Here is a 17386-nt window from a genome sequence, read left to right as displayed (position 1 = left end):
CAGCCGTATGACGAATACCCCTGCGATGAACCGCTACAGCTGGTATGGCAAGTTACCCAGCGCCGGAGATTTTTTGCAGCGTCGCTTTCCTGACACTTTACAGCGCCAGTGGTCACACTGGTTCCAGGTTGGTCTGCTGGCCTGGCAGCAGGAAGAGCAGCGCAGCGGCGAGCGCCAGTTTCACAAAGCGCCGGTCTGGAATTTTGTTGTCCCCCCGATGCTGGGTAGCCAGATGATCCAGATGGGCTGTCTGCTGCCCGGCCGCGACAGCGTTGGCCGCCAGTACCCGGTTTGCCTTCAGCTAAGCTTCGCCCCGACAGAGTGGTCGACCAGCCTGCTCAGCCAGGCTGAAAGCTGGTATCAGCAGATTGGGCGCCTGGGTTTGCACGCGGTGCGCAATAGTTTTTCCGCCTCACAGCTGGACGAGATGCTGATGACCATTCCGGCGCCGCAGCCTGTCGAGCCGCAAAAGCGTTCTGACATCCTTGATGTGATTGGTTATGACGAGGACGGTCAGAACACGCTGGGCTGGCCCCAGGCCGCGGAGTGCTTTGATCCGCTGCGCCAGACGAGCTACTGGTGGACTAACCGCTGCGATGGTTATCCGCTGTACACCCACGTGCACAGCGGTAACTTTACCGGGCAGCTTTTCACCCTGCTGTTCGACCCGGCAGGGGGCGCCCGCCCGGGCCGTCACGGTCTCTATCCGCCCATGTTTGAATAAGCAGGGATCTCATGAATATCGAAGAATTTCTCGCGCCAATAAGCCCCGACAAGCCCTGCGGCGAAAACCTGGAGTACGACGCCGACTTCCAGATTATGAATCAGGCAAGTCTTGGGAAAGCAGAACAGCAGTTTGGCGACACCATTATCCCCGCAGAGCCTGCTGACTGGAACACGGTCGAAAAGTTCGCCACCAGCCTGCTGACCCGCACCAAAGATCTTCGCGTACTGCTGGCACTCACGCATGCCTGGACCCGCCGTCGCGGGCTGGCAGGTTACGCAGACGGACTATTGCTGGTGCAGGAGGCCATCAGCCGTTACTGGGAGCCGCTTTATCCGCTGCTGGAAGAGTATGGCGAAACCGATCCGTTCTATCGCATTAACGCTCTGGCAGGGCTGAGCGATAAATCTGACCTCACCGTCGCCGTGCGTAATGCTTCCCTGCTGCGTTCAAACGGCGATGAAATTTCGCTCCGGGATGCCCAGGCGCTGCTGGATGGCAGCAAGACCGAATGTCCGGATTATCCGGGCGGTCGTCCACGGCTGATTGACGAACTGGCTCGCGGCGACCAGCCGGGTACCGCCGCGGTTATCGTCATTCACGAACGACTGCAGGCCATTCGCGATCTCCTCACCGGGTATCTCGGTGAAAGCGGCGTACCCGAAATGGAGCAGTTGCTGAAAACCGTGGGGCTGGTCGCCGGCGCTTGTCAGGTGACCGACATCAGCAAGCTGCTGCCAAACCGTGAAGCGCAGGTTGAACAACAAGCTGAGCAGCAACAGGTGACAGCACAGCCCGTTCAGCAGGTCACCGACTGGCGCAGTGTGCAGGTCACCAGCCGCGCCGACGCGCAGCTGATGCTGGAAAAAGCGAAGCAGTATTTTGCGCAGTACGAACCGAGCCACCCTGCGCCGCTGATGATTGAACGGGTACAGCGGCTGTCAGAACTCAACTTTATGGACATTATTCGCGACCTGGCGCCGGACGGCGTTAACCAACTGGAAAACATCTTTGGACGCCGCGAATAACGCGTCCAGGCATTATGACGACAGGCATGGAGCCTGCCGTTTCAACTTCACCGCGCATCTTTGATGGAGAACATCATGGCAATGAGTAACAGTGGGCAGAAATTCATCGCACGTAACCGTGCCCCCCGCGTGCAGATTGAGTACGACGTAGAGATCTACGGTGCAGAACGTAAAATTCAGCTGCCGTTTGTGATGGGCGTCATGGCCGATCTGGTCGGCAAACCGGTTGAAAACCTGCCGGCCGTCGACGAGCGTAAATTCCTCGAAATCGACATCGACAACTTTGATGAACGCATGAAGGCACTTAAGCCGCGTGTGGCGTTCCAGGTGGATAACACCCTGACCGGCGAAGGTAAGCTCAATGTCGATCTGACCTTCGACAGCATGGAAGACTTCCTGCCGGATGCGGTGGCCCGCAAGGTTGAACCGCTGAACAAGCTGCTGGAAGCCCGTACACAGCTCTCCAACCTGCTGACCTACATGGACGGCAAAAACGGTGCGGAAGAGCTGATCGCGAAAATTCTCCAGGATCCGACGCTGCTCAAATCCCTGAGCCAGTTGCCGAAAAATGACGAAAGTGCGAAAGGTAGCGAGGAATAATCGATGAGCAACCAGACTCAACAACATGAGCAGCAGGCGGGTCAGGCGTTCAGCCAGGATGAATTCAGCGCGCTGCTGAACAAAGAGTTCCGCCCGAAAACCGATCAGGCGCGTTCCGCTGTAGAAAGCGCGGTCAAAACTCTGGCGCAGCAGGCGCTGGAAAATACCGTCACTTTCTCCAACGACACCTACCGCACCATTCAAAACCTGATTGCCGGTATCGACGAACAGCTGTCGCAGCAGGTAAACCAGATCATTCACCACGACGAGTTTCAGAAGCTGGAAAGCGCCTGGCGCGGTCTGAGCTACCTGGTGAACAACACTGAAACCGACGAGATGCTGAAGATCCGCTTTATGAGCATCTCCAAGCAGGAGCTGGGCCGCACCCTGAAACGCTATAAAGGCGTGGGCTGGGACCAGAGCCCGATCTTCAAGAAAATCTACGAGCAGGAGTACGGCCAGTTTGGTGGTGAGCCGTTTGGCTGCATCGTGGGTGACTACTACTTCGACCACAGTCCGCAGGACGTTGAGCTGCTGGGTGAAATGGCGCGCATCGGCTCTGCGGCGCACTGTCCGTTTATCACCGGTACCGCACCGGGCGTGATGCAGATGGAATCCTGGCAGGAACTGGCTAACCCGCGCGACCTGACCAAGATCTTCCAGAACACCGAATACGCCGCCTGGCGTTCACTGCGTGAATCCGAAGATGCCCGCTATCTGGGTCTGGTGATGCCACGCTTCCTGTCACGTCTGCCGTACGGCATTCGTACTAATCCGGTCGACAGCTTTGACTTTGAAGAGCAGACCGACGGCGCGAACCACAACAGTTACTCCTGGGCGAACGCGGCGTATGCGATGGCTGCCAACATCAACCGTTCTTTCAAAGAGTACGGCTGGTGCACCTCGATTCGCGGCGTGGAGTCCGGCGGGGCGGTAGAAAACCTGCCATGCCACACTTTCCCGAGCGATGACGGCGGTGTGGACATGAAATGCCCGACCGAGATCGCTATCAGCGACCGTCGCGAAGCCGAGCTGGCGAAAAACGGCTTTATGCCGCTGGTTCACCGCAAAAACTCCGACTTTGCGGCATTCATCGGCGCGCAGTCGCTGCAAAAACCGGCGGAGTACCATGACCCGGATGCCACCGCCAACGCGCGTCTGGCATCACGCCTGCCGTACCTGTTCGCCTGCTGCCGCTTTGCGCACTACCTGAAGTGCATCGTGCGCGACAAAATCGGCTCCTTCCGCGAGCGCGAAGAGATGGAACGCTGGCTGAACGACTGGGTGATGAACTACGTAGACGGTGACCCGGCTAACTCCTCCCAGGAGACCAAATCCCGCAAACCGCTGGCGGCTGCCGAAGTGCAGGTGCAGGAGATTGAAGACAACCCGGGCTACTACGCCGCGAAGTTCTTCCTGCGTCCACACTACCAGCTGGAAGGCCTGACCGTTTCCCTGCGTCTGGTTTCTAAACTGCCGTCGCTGAAGACGAAAGACGCGTAATAATGAGTGCCGGCCCTGGAGGGTCGGCAAAGTAAACTACATTGGCATAATTCATATAGAAAACTATCGATATTTATTAACTTCAGGAGGAATCAACATTGGGAACGAGTTCACCAAAAGAAATTGCAGATGGCATGTTGAAGATTTTTGATACGCGTAAACAGAGTGGCCCAGAAATTTTCGCTCGCAGCGCGGTCGATGGTTTTATGTCAATCCCGGAAGACTTATGGATGTTAACCAAAGATTTTCTGGATACAGACCATCGGTGGCGAAATGAAACAGATAAAATTAGGTTGTTAACGTTAATCAAAAAAGGGCTTACATCAGAAGATGTGCGTCGGTTAATTAATACAGTGGTCAAACGTTATCTGTCTGGTTTATCTGAAGAGCAATCTAAGGAACTCCTCCTTAAAATAGGTGGGTCGCAAGTAGGTGGTATAGCCTTTAAAATGGTTTTCGTGAATGAATTAATTACGCTATTTGTTTCAAAGATTGTTCCGCGATTTCTTGTTTCTGCAGGACTTACTGGTGTATTGAGTGTGGGTGCTTCAATTTCTCGCTCAGTTTATACCTCATACGATCTTTTAAAATTAAACAAAAATGTTTACTATGAGCTGCGTGGTGCGGGTGATTTAGATTTATTATATTTTCTCGTTGAAGATAATGTTAAGCCATTTATTGAAGCTATAAATTTCCAACAGAGTCATGGTGCTATAGATAAAGAAATTTTCAGCCAATTTTTAGCAGGGGCTACTCGTGTTTGAAAGAGCATCAAAGTACATTATAGTCTATCTCATGCTTATTGTTTCATTTATGCTTTTTTTCTCAGTCCTTGGCTATTATATTTTTGTCTTTGATTGGTCGGTAACTACCTTAGAAATAACGATAAATGCAGTTCTATTAATCATTCTTTTAGTTGCATCTATCGCTATTTACTATTTTGCGGAAATATTAAAATCAAGGCTTTGATTTACGCAAAAACTTTAGCGAGAAGTAAAATGCCAAAAGGATGACCAGCAAGAAAACTAATTTCCCAAAAAGTAAGCCTGCAGAAGTTGTAGTGATTTTTTCTAATGAAAATACATACCAGACTGATTGGAAAAGATCTACAGTTGTGAAAATTGCAATAATCAAAAATACAATGGTAAGTATTAATAACAATGTTTTCTTCATGTTCTGTTACCCTAGATGAATGATAGACGATTGAAAATATTCTAGATGATACAGTGAATCATTGTCTAGCGCTTAGTTACCATGAAGTGTGACTAACAAAATTTAGGGTGGTTGCAATTGCAGGCACTCTGAAGAGTCTGTACGAAGTTCGAATTCGTCAGGCTAGAGGCAGAGGTAAAATATGGACGGTTTTATTCAGCCCCATGCTTTCCTGTTTGCCATATAAGTGCTTTTTCGAAAGCAATATTGTTCATCCACGAAGAGTAGATATTATGGCTATTGATATGTTTCTGAAGGTCGAGGGTGTTACGGGCGAATCTAAAGATTCTAACCACACCGGCTGGACTGATATTACCTCCTTCTCCTGGGGCGCTTCCCAGCCAGGTAATATGAGCGTCGGCGGTGGTGGTGGTGCCGGTAAAGTTAACTTTAACGATCTGCACGTTAACGCTCTGATTGACAAATCCACTACAGCAATCCTGAAACACTGCGCCAGCGGTAAACACCTGACCAAAGTTGAGCTGTCCGTCTGTAAAGCGGGCGGCCAGCAGGTGGAGTACACCCGCATCACGCTGGAAGACGTTCTGGTAACCTCTGTTCAGTACACCGGTGCTGACAACGGCGATACCGTTGGTGTGACTTATGCATTCCAGGCTGCGAAAGTGAAACAGCAGTACTGGGAGCAGACCACGTCTGGTGGTAAAGGTGCTGAAAGCAGCGCTGGCTGGAACATCAAAGAGAACAAAGAAGCGTAATTGCGAATGTGGCCGGGGAATTTTCCCCGGTCATTATCAACCGGGAAGGAAGATAGCATGGCAAGCTTGCAGGAAGGGGGCGCCCGTCCTCTCACTATTGGCGAAATAGCACTGGCGCGCTCGGTTTTTGGTGACGCAATAAAGTACTCAGAAGTTAAAGTCCATAATAAAAGCTATTTGCCGTTTAATATGCAGTCGACAGATGTCGCGATGACCCCCAATGGTGAGCTCTATTTTCGCGAGCCGCATTATCGGGATGACTTCTCTATAGAGGTTCCGCGATATAAGCACTGGTTCATTCACGAAATGGTGCATGTACTGCAGCATCAGGTTGGAATGAATGTTCGAACCCGAGGCGCGTTCAGTTGGGCAGCAAGTTATAATTATTCTCTGCCCCCCGATAAAAAACTATCGGACTTTGGTATGGAGCAGCAGGCTTCTATCATTTCAGATTTTTATTATCTGATAAATTACGGCCTGGGTGATTTCCGAAACATTGCAGGTTTCGAGGGAATTATCGGACCAGACCTGAAGGATAAATATCTGCAGGTATTATCGTTGTTTATTCAAAATCCTAAAGACCGGCGGGTATGGTTATGAAACAGTTACTCAGTGTTGTAGCAATCGCATTAACGGTGAGTGCCTGTGTCTCTCATCCTGCACAATATCAGTCGCTTACGGTTACGCTAAAGAACAACGAACCCTGCTTTGCTATTCCCGCTAACTCCGGGTTAGAAGCGCCTGTCACCAGCCATTCGCCCACCATAATGAAACGCGCGGGAAATGAATGGAAAGCGATATCGCCGCCGTCAACGTTTAGCCCTGAGGTGACGTTAACGACCCAACAGTGTCACCTGTGGAAGGGGATTGCGTGGCAAGCGGGAGAATATGATGTTGCTCTGAAAGTGTCAGGGAAAAACGATTCTATTCGTTATGCTGCCCGTTTCACCTTACAAGAAGGTCCTTCAGGCCAGTTTAAGCTTACGCAAACTGAATAGAATGTGTTAACCCCCAAACGCCGCCGTTCTCGCTCCGAGAGCGGCAGCGTTTGAGCGCTAATCATACCAGCAGGAATACGCCATGCGATTCACGATTATTTCTACAAAACCCGGTCATCAGCCGCCGCAGAGCAGCTGTGATTTTTATGCCCCGGGCGGCACCATTGGGCGCGGTACGGATAACAACCTGGTGTTGCCGGATAATGACCGCACTATCTCTCGTCTGCAGGCCATTGTTCACGTTGACGCCCAGGGTGAATGCCGCGTGACCAACCGTGGCAGCGTCACCCGCGTGGTATTAAATGACATTCCGCTGGAGCGGGGGCGTCAGGTTGAACTGCAGGATGGCGACATTCTTGGTATTGATGACTACCGCCTCGAAGTGACCGAGCTGATCCACGACACGCAGCCCGTGAGCCGTATGGCGGCGAGCATGCAGCAGCAGGCACGTCCGACTGTCGCACCCGCTCCGCAACCGAAGCCTGTGAGTGCAGCGCCACGAGCGAAAGCAGAGCCGACAGCCGTGCCAACGGAAATCTGGGATAACCTGATGCAGGAGTTCTCTATCTCCGACAGTATCTCCAGCAACCGCACAAAACCGCAGCCTGCATCTTCGCACGATCCCTTCTCCCAGCCTGCGGCCCCGGAGCGTAACGCTGAAGATCCGCTGGCGATGTTCAACGACAGCGATCCTAAGCTTGAGCGTAAGAATGTCGATCCGGACACGCTGTTCAGCGATGAAGCGTTGTTCAAAAAAGAGAGCATCTTCGATGACGTCACCCCGTCAACACTGGTGCCGCCTGTAGAGAGTAAACCCGCACCAGAAGAAGAGGCGACGGATGAGCTCGATCCGCTGGCCCTGTTTGGTGGCAAGGCCAGCGCGCCATCTGCACGTAATGATGACCCACTCGGGCTGATGGGCGGCACGCCGTTAACCCATCCGGATGAGATCATCGACAATAAGCCAGTGTCTGAACCTGAGCAGGAAGACAACGTACTGGCTGATTCTCCGCTGTTTGCCCCTGAGCCGCAGGAACCACCACGAGCAGAAGAAGCGCCCGCGCGACCAGATTATGCAGGCTTCACGATGCCTACGCCGCAGGCTGTGACGCGCAGTAGCGCTCAGGCCCCTAAGGGCCGTCTGCGTATCGATCCGGTCAATAACACAGCCTCCCCAACTGCCACGGTAAACAATGGCGAGAAGGGCGATGTGTTGCAGGGTGAACTGCTGGAGGCGCTACTGGAAGGCATGGGCCTGAGTGAAATGCAGCCGGTGCCGCAGTTTGACCGTGAAAATATGCGTCAGCTGGGGCAGATTCTGGGTATGTTCTCTCAGGGAACCGTGGCGCTGCTCTCCTCGCGCTCCATCCTCAAGCGCGGCGTGAAAGCCGATATGACCATGGTGCTGGACGATGCCAACAACCCGTTCAAGCTGTTGCCGACCGGCAAAACCGTGCTGATCCAGATGTTCGGCACCCCGATGCCGGGCTTTATGCCGCCAACAAAATCCGTGCGCGACGCGCTGATCGATCTGCAGGCGCATCAGCTGGGTATGATCTCCGGTATCCGCGCCATTATTGCCGCGATGCTGCAGTCCTTTAACCCGGAGCAGCTGGAAGAGCAGGCGAAGCAGAACGGCATGACCTCCCGTCTGGCGCTACCGGGCAGCCGCAAAGCCGCCCTGTGGGACTATTTTGTCCGCAGCTATGGTGAGACGGCCGGTGAGATTGAGGATGACTTCCATACCCTGTTCGGCGAAGCCTTCCTTCATGCGTATGACATGGAGGTGAATCAGTACAAAGACTCACAGAGCGGATCGGAAGACAAATGAATATCGCAACGGCTTCTCTCTCCCGCCAGGGGACGCGCGCCAGCAACCAGGATCAGACGGGAGAAACCATTGGGGAACGTTCAGCCTGCTTTGTCGTCTGTGACGGCATCGCGGGCCTGCCGGGTGGTGACGTCGCCGCTGAACTGGCCCGCAACAGCATTATCTCCCGCTTCGATGGCAACAAGCACCTCAACGCGCAGCATATACGTGACTATGTGAAAACGGCGAACCGCACCATTCTCAGTGAACAGCAGGCGGTACAGGACTATCGCCGGATGGGCACGACGCTGGTCAGCCTGTTTATTGACAGGGATTACGGTCTGGCGTACTGGGCGCACGCCGGAGACAGCCGTCTGTATCTGTTTCGCCGTGGATGGTTGTGGCATGTCACCACCGACCACAGCCTGGTGCAACAGATGAAAGACGCCGGACACCAGACCGACAACCTGAACAGCAACCTGCTGTATCTGGCGCTGGGGATTGAAAACGGTGGACCGGAAGCGAGCTATAGCGACGTGGTTCAGGTTGAAGACGGCGATGCCTTTTTACTCTGCACAGACGGTTTCTGGCATGGCGTCAGCGAAGAGCAGATGAAACAATCGCTACACATGGTCAACACGCCGCAAGAGTGGCTGACCTTAATGAACCAAATTATTCAAAAGAATGCCGAGCAGGAGGGGAATGCGCAGGATAACTATACCGCCCTGGCGGTATGGATGGGCAACCCTCAGGACACCACATTGCTGCACACACTCTCTGACGCAGCACAATTTCTTCCCTGCGGAACTGATTAGACACACAAGGAACGATATGAAACTTTGGCTATCGGGTTTGGCACTTCTGACGGTGGCTTCCACCGCTCAGGCTGAGAATTTCCGCATTGTGCAGTCACCTGCGCAGAAGCTGGATATCTGGATCGACAACATCAAAGACAACACGCCGCAGAGCTGGTGTAAGCCAGAGGTCGCCCTGCGTATTGTGGCTAATGGCAAGAAAGACGTTTCCGTTCTGGAGAACTTTGTGCCACGTCTTGGTTCTCTGCTGGAACACCAGTGCAGCAAAGTGAATAAGCTCAACTGGACGCTTAACGATCCGGCGGGCACGACGCTGGCACAGGGCACTGCAGGTAAAGCTCAGGATTGGGCGCTGGTGGTGAAGCAGGAGCAGACCGCCCCTGCAGCGACCGTAACCGCAACCCCTGCCAGCGGTGCGTTAGTGCCGCCGGACCAGAATGTCGCCGCCCAAACTGCTGCCGCCGACCGCACGCCGTGGCAGGAATTTACTCTTCAGGATGGTTGCCACCTGCGCACCTTCTGGGAAGGGGGCTCCTCAGCACCGGCGCTGTTTATTCCGGATACTGACACCACCCGTTGCGGTAACGGGAGCTGGCTGAGCGGACACGCCGTCATCTCGCAGTCCCGTAACGGCGGGCAGAAAGAGATGGCAGTGACGTACATTCATGGCTTCCCGGTAACGGGGCTGAATCAAAGCGCCAACCCTGAAAATGCGCTGATCACCTCCGTCAACAAAGAGCGCATGGTATTCAGCACCCCAAACAGCGACCAGAGCTGGATGATCCTGCCTTACGACGACACCCTCAATAGCTGGAAGAGTAACGGCACCGTAGCGGTGGAGATTTCCCGCGAAACCGCCAGCGACGATGCAAAACTGCAGGCGCGTATTGCGGCAGTGAAAAAAACCTGGAGCGCCTGGGTTGCACCCGGTACCCCGGTGAATATCGTTCTGATTGATACCCTGCGTCCTCAACTGCGCGACCCGGCAGTCGGTGCGTGGCGCGCGGCGAATTAAGGAATGGCTATGAATACGCTTTATCAACACCTGGCGGGTGAGTCGCTCAGCGACGCGCTGGCACGTCTTGAAGCCGAAATCAAAGCCCGTCCGGCAGATGCCGATCTCCGCGCCGCGTTCGTACAGTTTTTAACCCTCAGCGGCAACTGGACGCGTGCGCTGACTCAACTGAAAAGCTGGCTGGCTCTGAAGCCTCAGGCAAAGCCAACGGTTACGCTGCTGGAGCAGTCAATCCAGGGCGAGTTGCAACGTGCGCAGGTAATGGCGGGACAAGCGCGTCCGGCTATGCCTGAAACCCAGTGGCCGTGGCTGACCACGCTTGCTGCGGCGCTGAGCGAAGAAGGCGAACAAGCAGCGGTACTGCGTCTGGACGCCCTTGAACAGGCGCAGGCAAACCCGGGACACCTCACCCTCGAAAACGAGGAAACACAGACGTTTGACTGGCTGATGGATGGCGATGCCCGTCTCGGTCCGGTGTGTGAAACCATAGTGAACGGCCGCTATTTCTGGCTGCCGTTTAGCGCCATCGCGGAGATCCGCTTCCAGGCCCCGGCCAGCGTCACCGATCTCGTCTGGCGCCATGCGCTGGTACGTCTGACCGACGGTACGGAACAGGTGTGTCAGATCCCGGCGCGCTATCCTTTTGCGGCCGATGCCTCCGATGCGGTCAAGCTGGGACGCACCACCGAGTGGCGTCCGCTCGACGAGGACGCCACCCTTTACGAAGGGATGGGGCAGAAAGCCTGGCTGAGCGAACAAAGCGAAAGCCCGCTGCTGACGCTAAGCCTCGTGACGTTTGCGACGGATGGAGCCGATGAGTAATCCCGCTGGCGAAGGCGATCTGCTGCGCAGCGGCTGGCAAGCCCGCAGCAAGCAGGAGAAGGTGGGGGCGCGCGATAAAATGCAGCCCTCACTGCTGGATCGCCTCACCGATAACGACCCGGAAAAAAAACGCGAGTCGGCCAACAGCAATCTGATCACCCACGCTGCGCTGCGTCGCAATGTCCTGCGGGATCTGCAGTGGCTGTTTAACACCATTAACCATGATGCGTCCGGTGATTTGAGTGCGTTGCCACACGTCAACCGCTCGGTGATCAACTTTGGTGTTGCGCCGCTGGCCGGGAAGCGCATGTCGGATATCGAATGGCACGACATTCAGCGCAAGCTCACTGAGGCCATCATCAATTTTGAACCACGTATTTTGCCGCAAGGGCTGCAGGTTCGCTGCGTATCGGATACCTCATCGCTGGATCTGCACAACGTGCTGTCCATCGAAATCAAAGGGCGTTTGTGGTGTGTGCCATACCCGCTGGAGTTTCTGTTTCGCACTGATGTCGATCTGGAAAACGGCCATTTTGAACTGAAAGATGCGGGGTAATCATGGAAAGTAAACTGCTCGAATACTACAACCGTGAACTGGCCTACCTGCGCGAAATGGGGGCTGAATTTGCAGAACGCTACCCTAAAGTCGCCGGACGGCTGGGCATGCGTGGCATCGAGGTTGCGGATCCGTATACCGAACGTCTGATGGAGGGCTTTGCCTTCCTGACGTCCCGTGTGCAGATGAAAATGGATGCGGAGTTTCCGCGTTTCTCTCAGCGCCTGCTGGAGATGATTGCACCGAACTATCTCGCCCCGACCCCCTCAATGGCGATTGCTGAAATCCAGCCAGACAGTAGCCGGGGCGATCTGAGCAAAGGCTTTATCGTGCCGCGCGGCACTATGATGGACAGCCTGGCGCTGAAAAAAACCGGCGTGACCTGCAGCTATACCACTGCGCACGAGGTCAACCTGCTGCCGCTGAAAATCGAGAAAGTCGAACTGGGCGGGGTGCCTGCTGACCTGCCGCTGGCGCAGCTGGGCCTGAGCCAACGGGGGATCAACAGCGCGTTACGGATCCGCATTGCCTGCGACGGCCCGCAAAACCTCGGCCACCTGGATTTCGACCGTCTGGAATTTTTCCTCGGCGGTCCTGACATTGAAGCGTTGAAGCTGCTGGAGCTGGTGATGGAGCACCACGCCGGGATCGTCTGCCAGACGGTCAGCCCGCAACCGCAGCGACAACTGCTGGCGTCTGACGCTTTGCGTCAGGAGGGTTTTGGATCGGATCAGGCGCTGCTCCCGGACGATCTGCGTAACTTTGACGGTTATCGCCTGTTGCAGGAGTATTTTGCTTTTCCGGCACGTTTCCGCTTCATCAGCCTGAGCGGTCTGAGCAGGCTTATTGAGCGCTGCGAAGACGAAAAAGCCTTTGATATTTTCATCCTGCTGGATAAATCGGATGAACAGCTGGAGCGCGTGGTCGACGCCAGCCATCTGGCGCTGCACTGCACGCCGGTGATCAATCTGTTCCCGAAAGTGGCGGCGCGACAAAAGCTCAACGACGGTCAGCATGAATATCATCTGGTGGTGGATAACATTCGTCCGCTGGATTATGAAATTTACGCCGTGAATAAAATCTTCGGCAGCGCCGACGGCCAGCGTGACGACCAGACGTTTCGTCCTTTCTGGAGTACCTGGAGCGGCGATGCAGGCAATTACGGTGCCTATTTTTCTCAGCGCCGGGAACAGCGCGTGCTCTCAGAACATGCTCTGCGATACGGCACCCGTACCGGTTATATCGGTTCGGAGGTCTTTGTTTCGCTGGTGGATGAACAGCATGCACCCTGGCAGGAAAACCTGCGCTACATCTCTGCAGAGGTGTTGTGCACCAGCCGCGATCTGCCGCTGATGCTGCAGCAGGAGCTCGGGCAATTCATTATGGCTGACTCCATGCCGGTGAAATCCCTGACCTTGCGTAAAGGCCCAACGCCACCGCGTCCGGCGCTGGCCGAAGGGTTCAGTACCTGGCGGCTTATCAGTCAGTTGCAGATGAACTACCTCAGCCTGATGGACAGCGAAAATGAAGAGGGCGCGGCGGCGCTGCGTCAGCTGTTAGGGCTGTATGCTAACCTGGCAGAAACGCCCGTTGCGCGTCAGGTCGAAGGGGTTCGCCACTGCGTGCTGGAACCCGTTCACCGTCGTGTTCCTGAACCCGGTCCGGTCGTTTTCGCCCGTGGGATCGGTATTACCCTGACGGTGGATGAGCGGGCGTTTTCCGGTGCCAGCCCCTGGCTTTTTGGCAGCGTGCTGGAGCGCCTGTTTGCCCGGCTGGTGTCGATCAACAGCTTCACCGAGTTCACCCTGCAAAGTCAGCAGCGCGGCGAGATCGGCTACTGGGCTCCGCGGATGGGTAAAAGGGCGCTGCTATGAGTGACGTTGCTGTCGCACCGCTGCGCGTCCAGCGCCTGACGCCGCTGCCGGATACGTTCTGGCATGGCGTTCGCGAGACCCCGTGGCGCTACGATCTGTTCCAGCTGTTAAGGCGTATTGATGCTCAGGGCGGCGAGCGCTACCCGCTGGGACGCGCGCCACTGCCAAAGTTTGAGCCGTTACGCATCGGTCAGCAGCCGTCGATGAGTTTTGCGCCGTCGACGGTGGCACAGGTCGGCCTGCGGGAGGAAAGCGGGCTGCATGAGGTGTCTATCCTCAGCTTCGGCCTGTTTGGCCCTAACGGCCCGCTGCCGGTACACATGACCGAGTACGCCCGCGAGCGTATTCATCATCACCAGGACACCAGCCTGAGCGCGTTTGCCGATCTGTTCCATCATCGTCTGACGCTGCTGTTTTATCGCGCGTGGGCGGATGCGCAGCCTGCAGTCTCTCTGGACCGCGCCGACAACAGGCGCTTTGAGGGGTATCTGGCGTCGCTGATTGGCATGGGACAGCCGGGCCAGATGGACAAAGGCAGCCTGAGCTCGCATGCACGCTTTACCCACGCCGGGCACCTGACCCGTCACGGGCGCGATCCCGAGGGGCTGGAGAAGATCCTGCGCAACTATTTTAAAGCGCCGGTCAAACTGATAAGCAACGTGCCGCAGTGGATGCCGCTTTCACCGCGTGAGCAGGCGCAGTTGGGCGAAGGACGTCGTTTGCCTCGTCTGGGCGAATCTGCGTTTCTCGGCGTTGCCGTCCGCGACGTGCAGCACAAGTTTCGCATCGACATTGGCCCGCTGAGCGCGGAGGAGTACAACCGTTTTCTGCCGGGCGAAGCGTGGGTCACCGAGCTGCGCGACTGGGTGCGCCAGTATCTTGGGGTGGAGTTTGAATGGGAAACACGGGTGATCCTGCGTGAAGACGCGGTACAGGGCACCACGCTCGGCAGCGCCGGGCGATTAGGCTATAACACCTGGCTGGGACTCCAGCCGCAGCCTGTCCCGCGTGGCGACCTGGTGTATTGCGCAGAGCGATAATTTTTCTAACGCATTGTTATCAACGGAACCGAACATGTCAGAAATTAGCCGTGCCGTGCTTTTCGGCAAACTGGATACGCTGTTATTTACCTCTCTGGAAAGCGCCACTGCGTTCTGCAAGCTGCGCGGCAACCCCTATGTTGAGCTGGTGCACTGGCTGCATCAGCTGATGCAGCAGCAGGATGGCGATCTGCAGCAGGTCATCCGCCACTTTGGTCTCGACGAACAGCAACTGACGCGTGATATCGTGGCCGCGCTGGACGCACTCCCGCGCGGCGCGAGCTCCGTTTCCGATCTCTCCGAACATATCGACAGCGCTGTGGAGCGCGCCTGGGTGTTCGGCTCGCTGAAGTTTGGCGTCAGCCGTATTCGTGGCGGGCATTTGCTGATCGGCATACTGAAAACCTGGAATCTGGCTAACGTGCTGAAAAGCATCTCTGCGCAGTTTACTCGTCTGAATGTCGAGGTGTTGATTGAGCAGTTCGACGCTATTTGCGCCAACAGCAAAGAGACGCAGCAGGCTGCTGCCGCGGCGGATGTGCCAGCCGGTGCAGTACCGGCTGCACAGGGCACGCTGGCCCAGTATGGTCAGGACCTGACTGCGCGTGCCCGTGAAGGGAAAATTGATCCGGTGGTCGGGCGTGATGAAGAGATCCGCCAGATGGTCGACATTCTGATGCGCCGCCGTCAGAACAATCCGCTGCTGACCGGAGAAGCCGGGGTCGGGAAAACGGCCGTGGTGGAAGGACTGGCGTTGCGTATCGCCGACGGCGACGTGCCGGAACCGCTGCAAAATATTCAACTCTGGCTGCTGGATATCGGCATGCTACAGGCCGGTGCAGGCATGAAAGGTGAGTTCGAAGCACGTCTGCAGGCATTAATCAATGAAGTGCAGTCCAGCGCCACGCCGATCATTCTGTTCATTGATGAGATCCACACTCTGATTGGCGCAGGTGGCCAGCAGGGGACCGGTGATGCGGCAAACCTGCTGAAGCCTGCCCTGGCTCGCGGGCAACTGCGTACCATTGGGGCCACGACCTGGGCGGAGTACAAAAAATACATTGAGAAAGATCCGGCGCTGACCCGTCGTTTCCAGACGGTACAGGTTCACGAGCCGGATGAAGCCAAAGCCATTCTGATGCTGCGCAGCACCGTCTCGCCGCTGGAGACCCATCACCAGGTCCTGTTGCTGGACGAAGCGGTCAGCGCGGCGGTGAAGCTGTCGCATCGCTACATTCCGGCGCGTCAGCTACCGGACAAAGCTGTTGCATTGCTTGATACCGCCTGTGCCCGCGTCGCGGTCAGCCAGAGCGCGCCACCTGCGCAGTTGGAAGACTGCCTGCGCCACCTTGCCGCGCTGGACGTGGAAATTGAGATAGCGGAACGCGAAGCCCGCTTGGGGGCAGGTGACGTCGATCGCGTGACGGCATTACTTGCAGATCGCGACGCGTATGAAACAAAACGCGAAGCCCTGGCCCAGCGTTGGGAAGAGGAACGCAGCCTGGTGCAGGAGATTATCCGCCTGCGTGCCGCGCTGTTTGCAGCAGGCGACGACGATAACGCGGAGCTTCGCCGCCAACTGGCAGAACAGCAGCAGGCGCTGAATGCCTTGCAGGGTGATGAACCGCTGCTGTTCGCGGCGGTGGATGAAAACGTGGTCGCTGCAGTGGTCTCCGACTGGACCGGCATCCCGCTGGGCCGGATGGTGAAAAACGAGATCGACGCGGTGCTGAACCTCGCCGACACGCTCAACCAGCGCGTTATTGGCCAGCGTCACGGTCTGGAGCTTATTGCCCGTCGCGTCAAAACCTCACGGGCGAAACTCGACGACCCGAACAAACCGGTTGGTGTTTTTATGCTGTGTGGCCCGTCAGGCGTCGGTAAAACCGAAACCGCACTGGCGCTCGCCGAATCGCTGTACGGCGGTGAACAGAACGTTATCACCATCAACATGAGTGAATTCCAGGAAGCACACACCGTTTCCACCTTAAAAGGTGCGCCTCCGGGGTACGTAGGGTATGGTGAAGGCGGGGTGTTAACCGAGGCGGTCCGCCGTCGTCCGTACAGCGTGGTGCTGCTGGATGAAATTGAAAAAGCGCACCCGGACGTACACGAGATTTTCTTCCAGGTCTTCGACAAAGGCTGGATGGAAGACGGCGAGGGTCGCCACATTGATTTCCGTAACACCATAATTATTCTGACGTCTAACGTTGGCACCGATCTGATCAGCGCCATGTGTGCCGATCCGGATCTGATGCCGGAGCCAGACGCCCTGAGCGGCGCGCTTCGCCAGCCACTGCTGGAAGTATTCCCGCCAGCGCTGCTGGGCCGCCTGCTGGTGGTGCCGTACTACCCGCTCAGTGACGAGATGCTGGGGCTGATTGTTCGCCTGCAGCTCAAGCGCATTCAGCGTCGTCTGGAAGAGAATCACAGCATTATTTCTGAGTTTGACGACAGCGTGGTGGAACAAATTGTTCAGCGCTGTACCGAGGTGGAGTCTGGTGGTCGCATGGTGGACGCTATCCTGACCAATACCCTGCTGCCTCAGATGAGCCAGATCTTACTTACCGCCAGCCGCAGCGACGAGCAGTACCGACGTCTGCATGTCACCTGCGAGCAGGGCGAGTTTCACTGTCAGTTTGCCGCGTAATAATCATCAAGAGAACTGTAAAA

The 17386-nt window shown here is 55.9% G+C and carries 17 protein-coding genes; 16 read left to right on the top strand and 1 reads right to left on the bottom strand.

Annotated features, from left to right (window positions below; translation table 11 throughout):
• The first annotated feature begins 7 nt into the window (after positions 1 to 7).
• From tagF to AAHF05_RS12735, 5 genes are all read left to right on the top strand, one after another.
• Positions 8 to 724 carry a type VI secretion system-associated protein TagF gene (gene tagF, locus AAHF05_RS12755; RefSeq protein WP_028018710.1) on the top strand — a complete coding sequence of 239 codons (717 nt, stop codon included), beginning with the start codon at positions 8 to 10 and terminating at the stop codon, positions 722 to 724.
• Between the two features lie 11 nt (positions 725 to 735).
• Positions 736 to 1752, top strand: coding sequence for a type VI secretion system protein TssA (gene tssA, locus AAHF05_RS12750; RefSeq protein ID WP_129323407.1), 1017 nt, complete (start codon positions 736 to 738; stop codon positions 1750 to 1752).
• A 75-nt stretch (positions 1753 to 1827) separates the two neighbouring features.
• The gene (gene tssB / locus AAHF05_RS12745) at positions 1828 to 2352 is read left to right on the top strand and encodes a type VI secretion system contractile sheath small subunit (RefSeq protein ID WP_129323408.1); all 525 of its coding nucleotides are present in this window, start codon (positions 1828 to 1830) and stop codon (positions 2350 to 2352) included.
• A 3-nt stretch (positions 2353 to 2355) separates the two neighbouring features.
• Positions 2356 to 3855: a type VI secretion system contractile sheath large subunit gene (gene tssC, locus AAHF05_RS12740; RefSeq protein ID WP_028018712.1), complete on the top strand. Its 1500-nt coding sequence runs from the start codon at positions 2356 to 2358 to the stop codon at positions 3853 to 3855.
• 98 nt (positions 3856 to 3953) lie between these two features.
• Positions 3954 to 4619 (top strand): hypothetical protein, encoded by a 666-nt coding sequence (locus AAHF05_RS12735; protein ID WP_239664043.1) that lies wholly within the window; start codon positions 3954 to 3956, stop codon positions 4617 to 4619.
• 193 nt (positions 4620 to 4812) lie between these two features.
• Here AAHF05_RS12735 and AAHF05_RS12730 read toward each other — a convergent pair whose 3' ends face one another.
• A complete protein-coding gene (locus AAHF05_RS12730) occupies positions 4813 to 5028 on the bottom strand; it encodes a hypothetical protein (RefSeq protein WP_129323409.1) in 216 nt (71 codons plus the stop codon).
• Positions 5029 to 5300: 272 nt separating this feature from the next.
• Between AAHF05_RS12730 and AAHF05_RS12725 the strand changes: the two genes are divergently transcribed.
• The 11 genes from AAHF05_RS12725 to tssH all read left to right on the top strand — a co-directional run bounded on the left by AAHF05_RS12725 (position 5301) and on the right by tssH (position 17363).
• Complete coding sequence (locus AAHF05_RS12725; protein WP_075606776.1) at positions 5301 to 5783, top strand: type VI secretion system tube protein Hcp; 483 nt, start codon at positions 5301 to 5303, stop codon at positions 5781 to 5783.
• 57 nt (positions 5784 to 5840) lie between these two features.
• Positions 5841 to 6383: a hypothetical protein gene (locus tag AAHF05_RS12720; RefSeq protein WP_049008606.1), complete on the top strand. Its 543-nt coding sequence runs from the start codon at positions 5841 to 5843 to the stop codon at positions 6381 to 6383.
• Positions 6374 to 6781: a putative T6SS immunity periplasmic lipoprotein gene (locus AAHF05_RS12715; protein ID WP_108089715.1), complete on the top strand. Its 408-nt coding sequence runs from the start codon at positions 6374 to 6376 to the stop codon at positions 6779 to 6781. Before AAHF05_RS12720 ends, AAHF05_RS12715 begins: the two co-directional genes overlap by 10 nt.
• 82 nt (positions 6782 to 6863) lie before the next feature.
• Entirely contained in the window at positions 6864 to 8612 is a 1749-nt protein-coding gene (gene tagH / locus AAHF05_RS12710; RefSeq protein WP_129323410.1) for a type VI secretion system-associated FHA domain protein TagH, read from the top strand.
• Positions 8609 to 9406: a PP2C family serine/threonine-protein phosphatase gene (locus AAHF05_RS12705; protein ID WP_129323411.1), complete on the top strand. Its 798-nt coding sequence runs from the start codon at positions 8609 to 8611 to the stop codon at positions 9404 to 9406. Before tagH ends, AAHF05_RS12705 begins: the two co-directional genes overlap by 4 nt.
• Positions 9407 to 9422: 16 nt before the next feature.
• Positions 9423 to 10421, top strand: a complete 999-nt coding sequence (locus AAHF05_RS12700) for a hypothetical protein (protein WP_129323412.1) — start codon at positions 9423 to 9425, stop codon at positions 10419 to 10421.
• Between the two features lie 9 nt (positions 10422 to 10430).
• Positions 10431 to 11243, top strand: coding sequence for a type VI secretion system accessory protein TagJ (locus tag AAHF05_RS12695; protein WP_108089719.1), 813 nt, complete (start codon positions 10431 to 10433; stop codon positions 11241 to 11243).
• Positions 11236 to 11799: a type VI secretion system baseplate subunit TssE gene (gene tssE, locus AAHF05_RS12690; RefSeq protein ID WP_028018721.1), complete on the top strand. Its 564-nt coding sequence runs from the start codon at positions 11236 to 11238 to the stop codon at positions 11797 to 11799. The genes AAHF05_RS12695 and tssE overlap by 8 nt, the downstream gene beginning before the upstream one ends.
• 2 nt (positions 11800 to 11801) lie before the next feature.
• A complete protein-coding gene (tssF, locus tag AAHF05_RS12685; RefSeq protein ID WP_129323413.1) occupies positions 11802 to 13673 on the top strand; it encodes a type VI secretion system baseplate subunit TssF in 1872 nt (623 codons plus the stop codon).
• Positions 13670 to 14713, top strand: coding sequence for a type VI secretion system baseplate subunit TssG (gene tssG / locus AAHF05_RS12680; protein WP_129323414.1), 1044 nt, complete (start codon positions 13670 to 13672; stop codon positions 14711 to 14713). Before tssF ends, tssG begins: the two co-directional genes overlap by 4 nt.
• A gap of 34 nt (positions 14714 to 14747) precedes the next feature.
• On the top strand, positions 14748 to 17363 hold the full coding sequence (tssH, locus tag AAHF05_RS12675) for a type VI secretion system ATPase TssH (RefSeq protein WP_129323415.1): 2616 nt from the start codon (positions 14748 to 14750) through the stop codon (positions 17361 to 17363).
• The last annotated feature ends 23 nt before the right edge of the window (positions 17364 to 17386 follow it).

The organism is Enterobacter adelaidei, from assembly GCF_041937165.1.
Taxonomy (GTDB): domain Bacteria; phylum Pseudomonadota; class Gammaproteobacteria; order Enterobacterales; family Enterobacteriaceae; genus Enterobacter; species Enterobacter adelaidei.
This window is presented reverse-complemented; position numbering and strand designations above follow the sequence as displayed.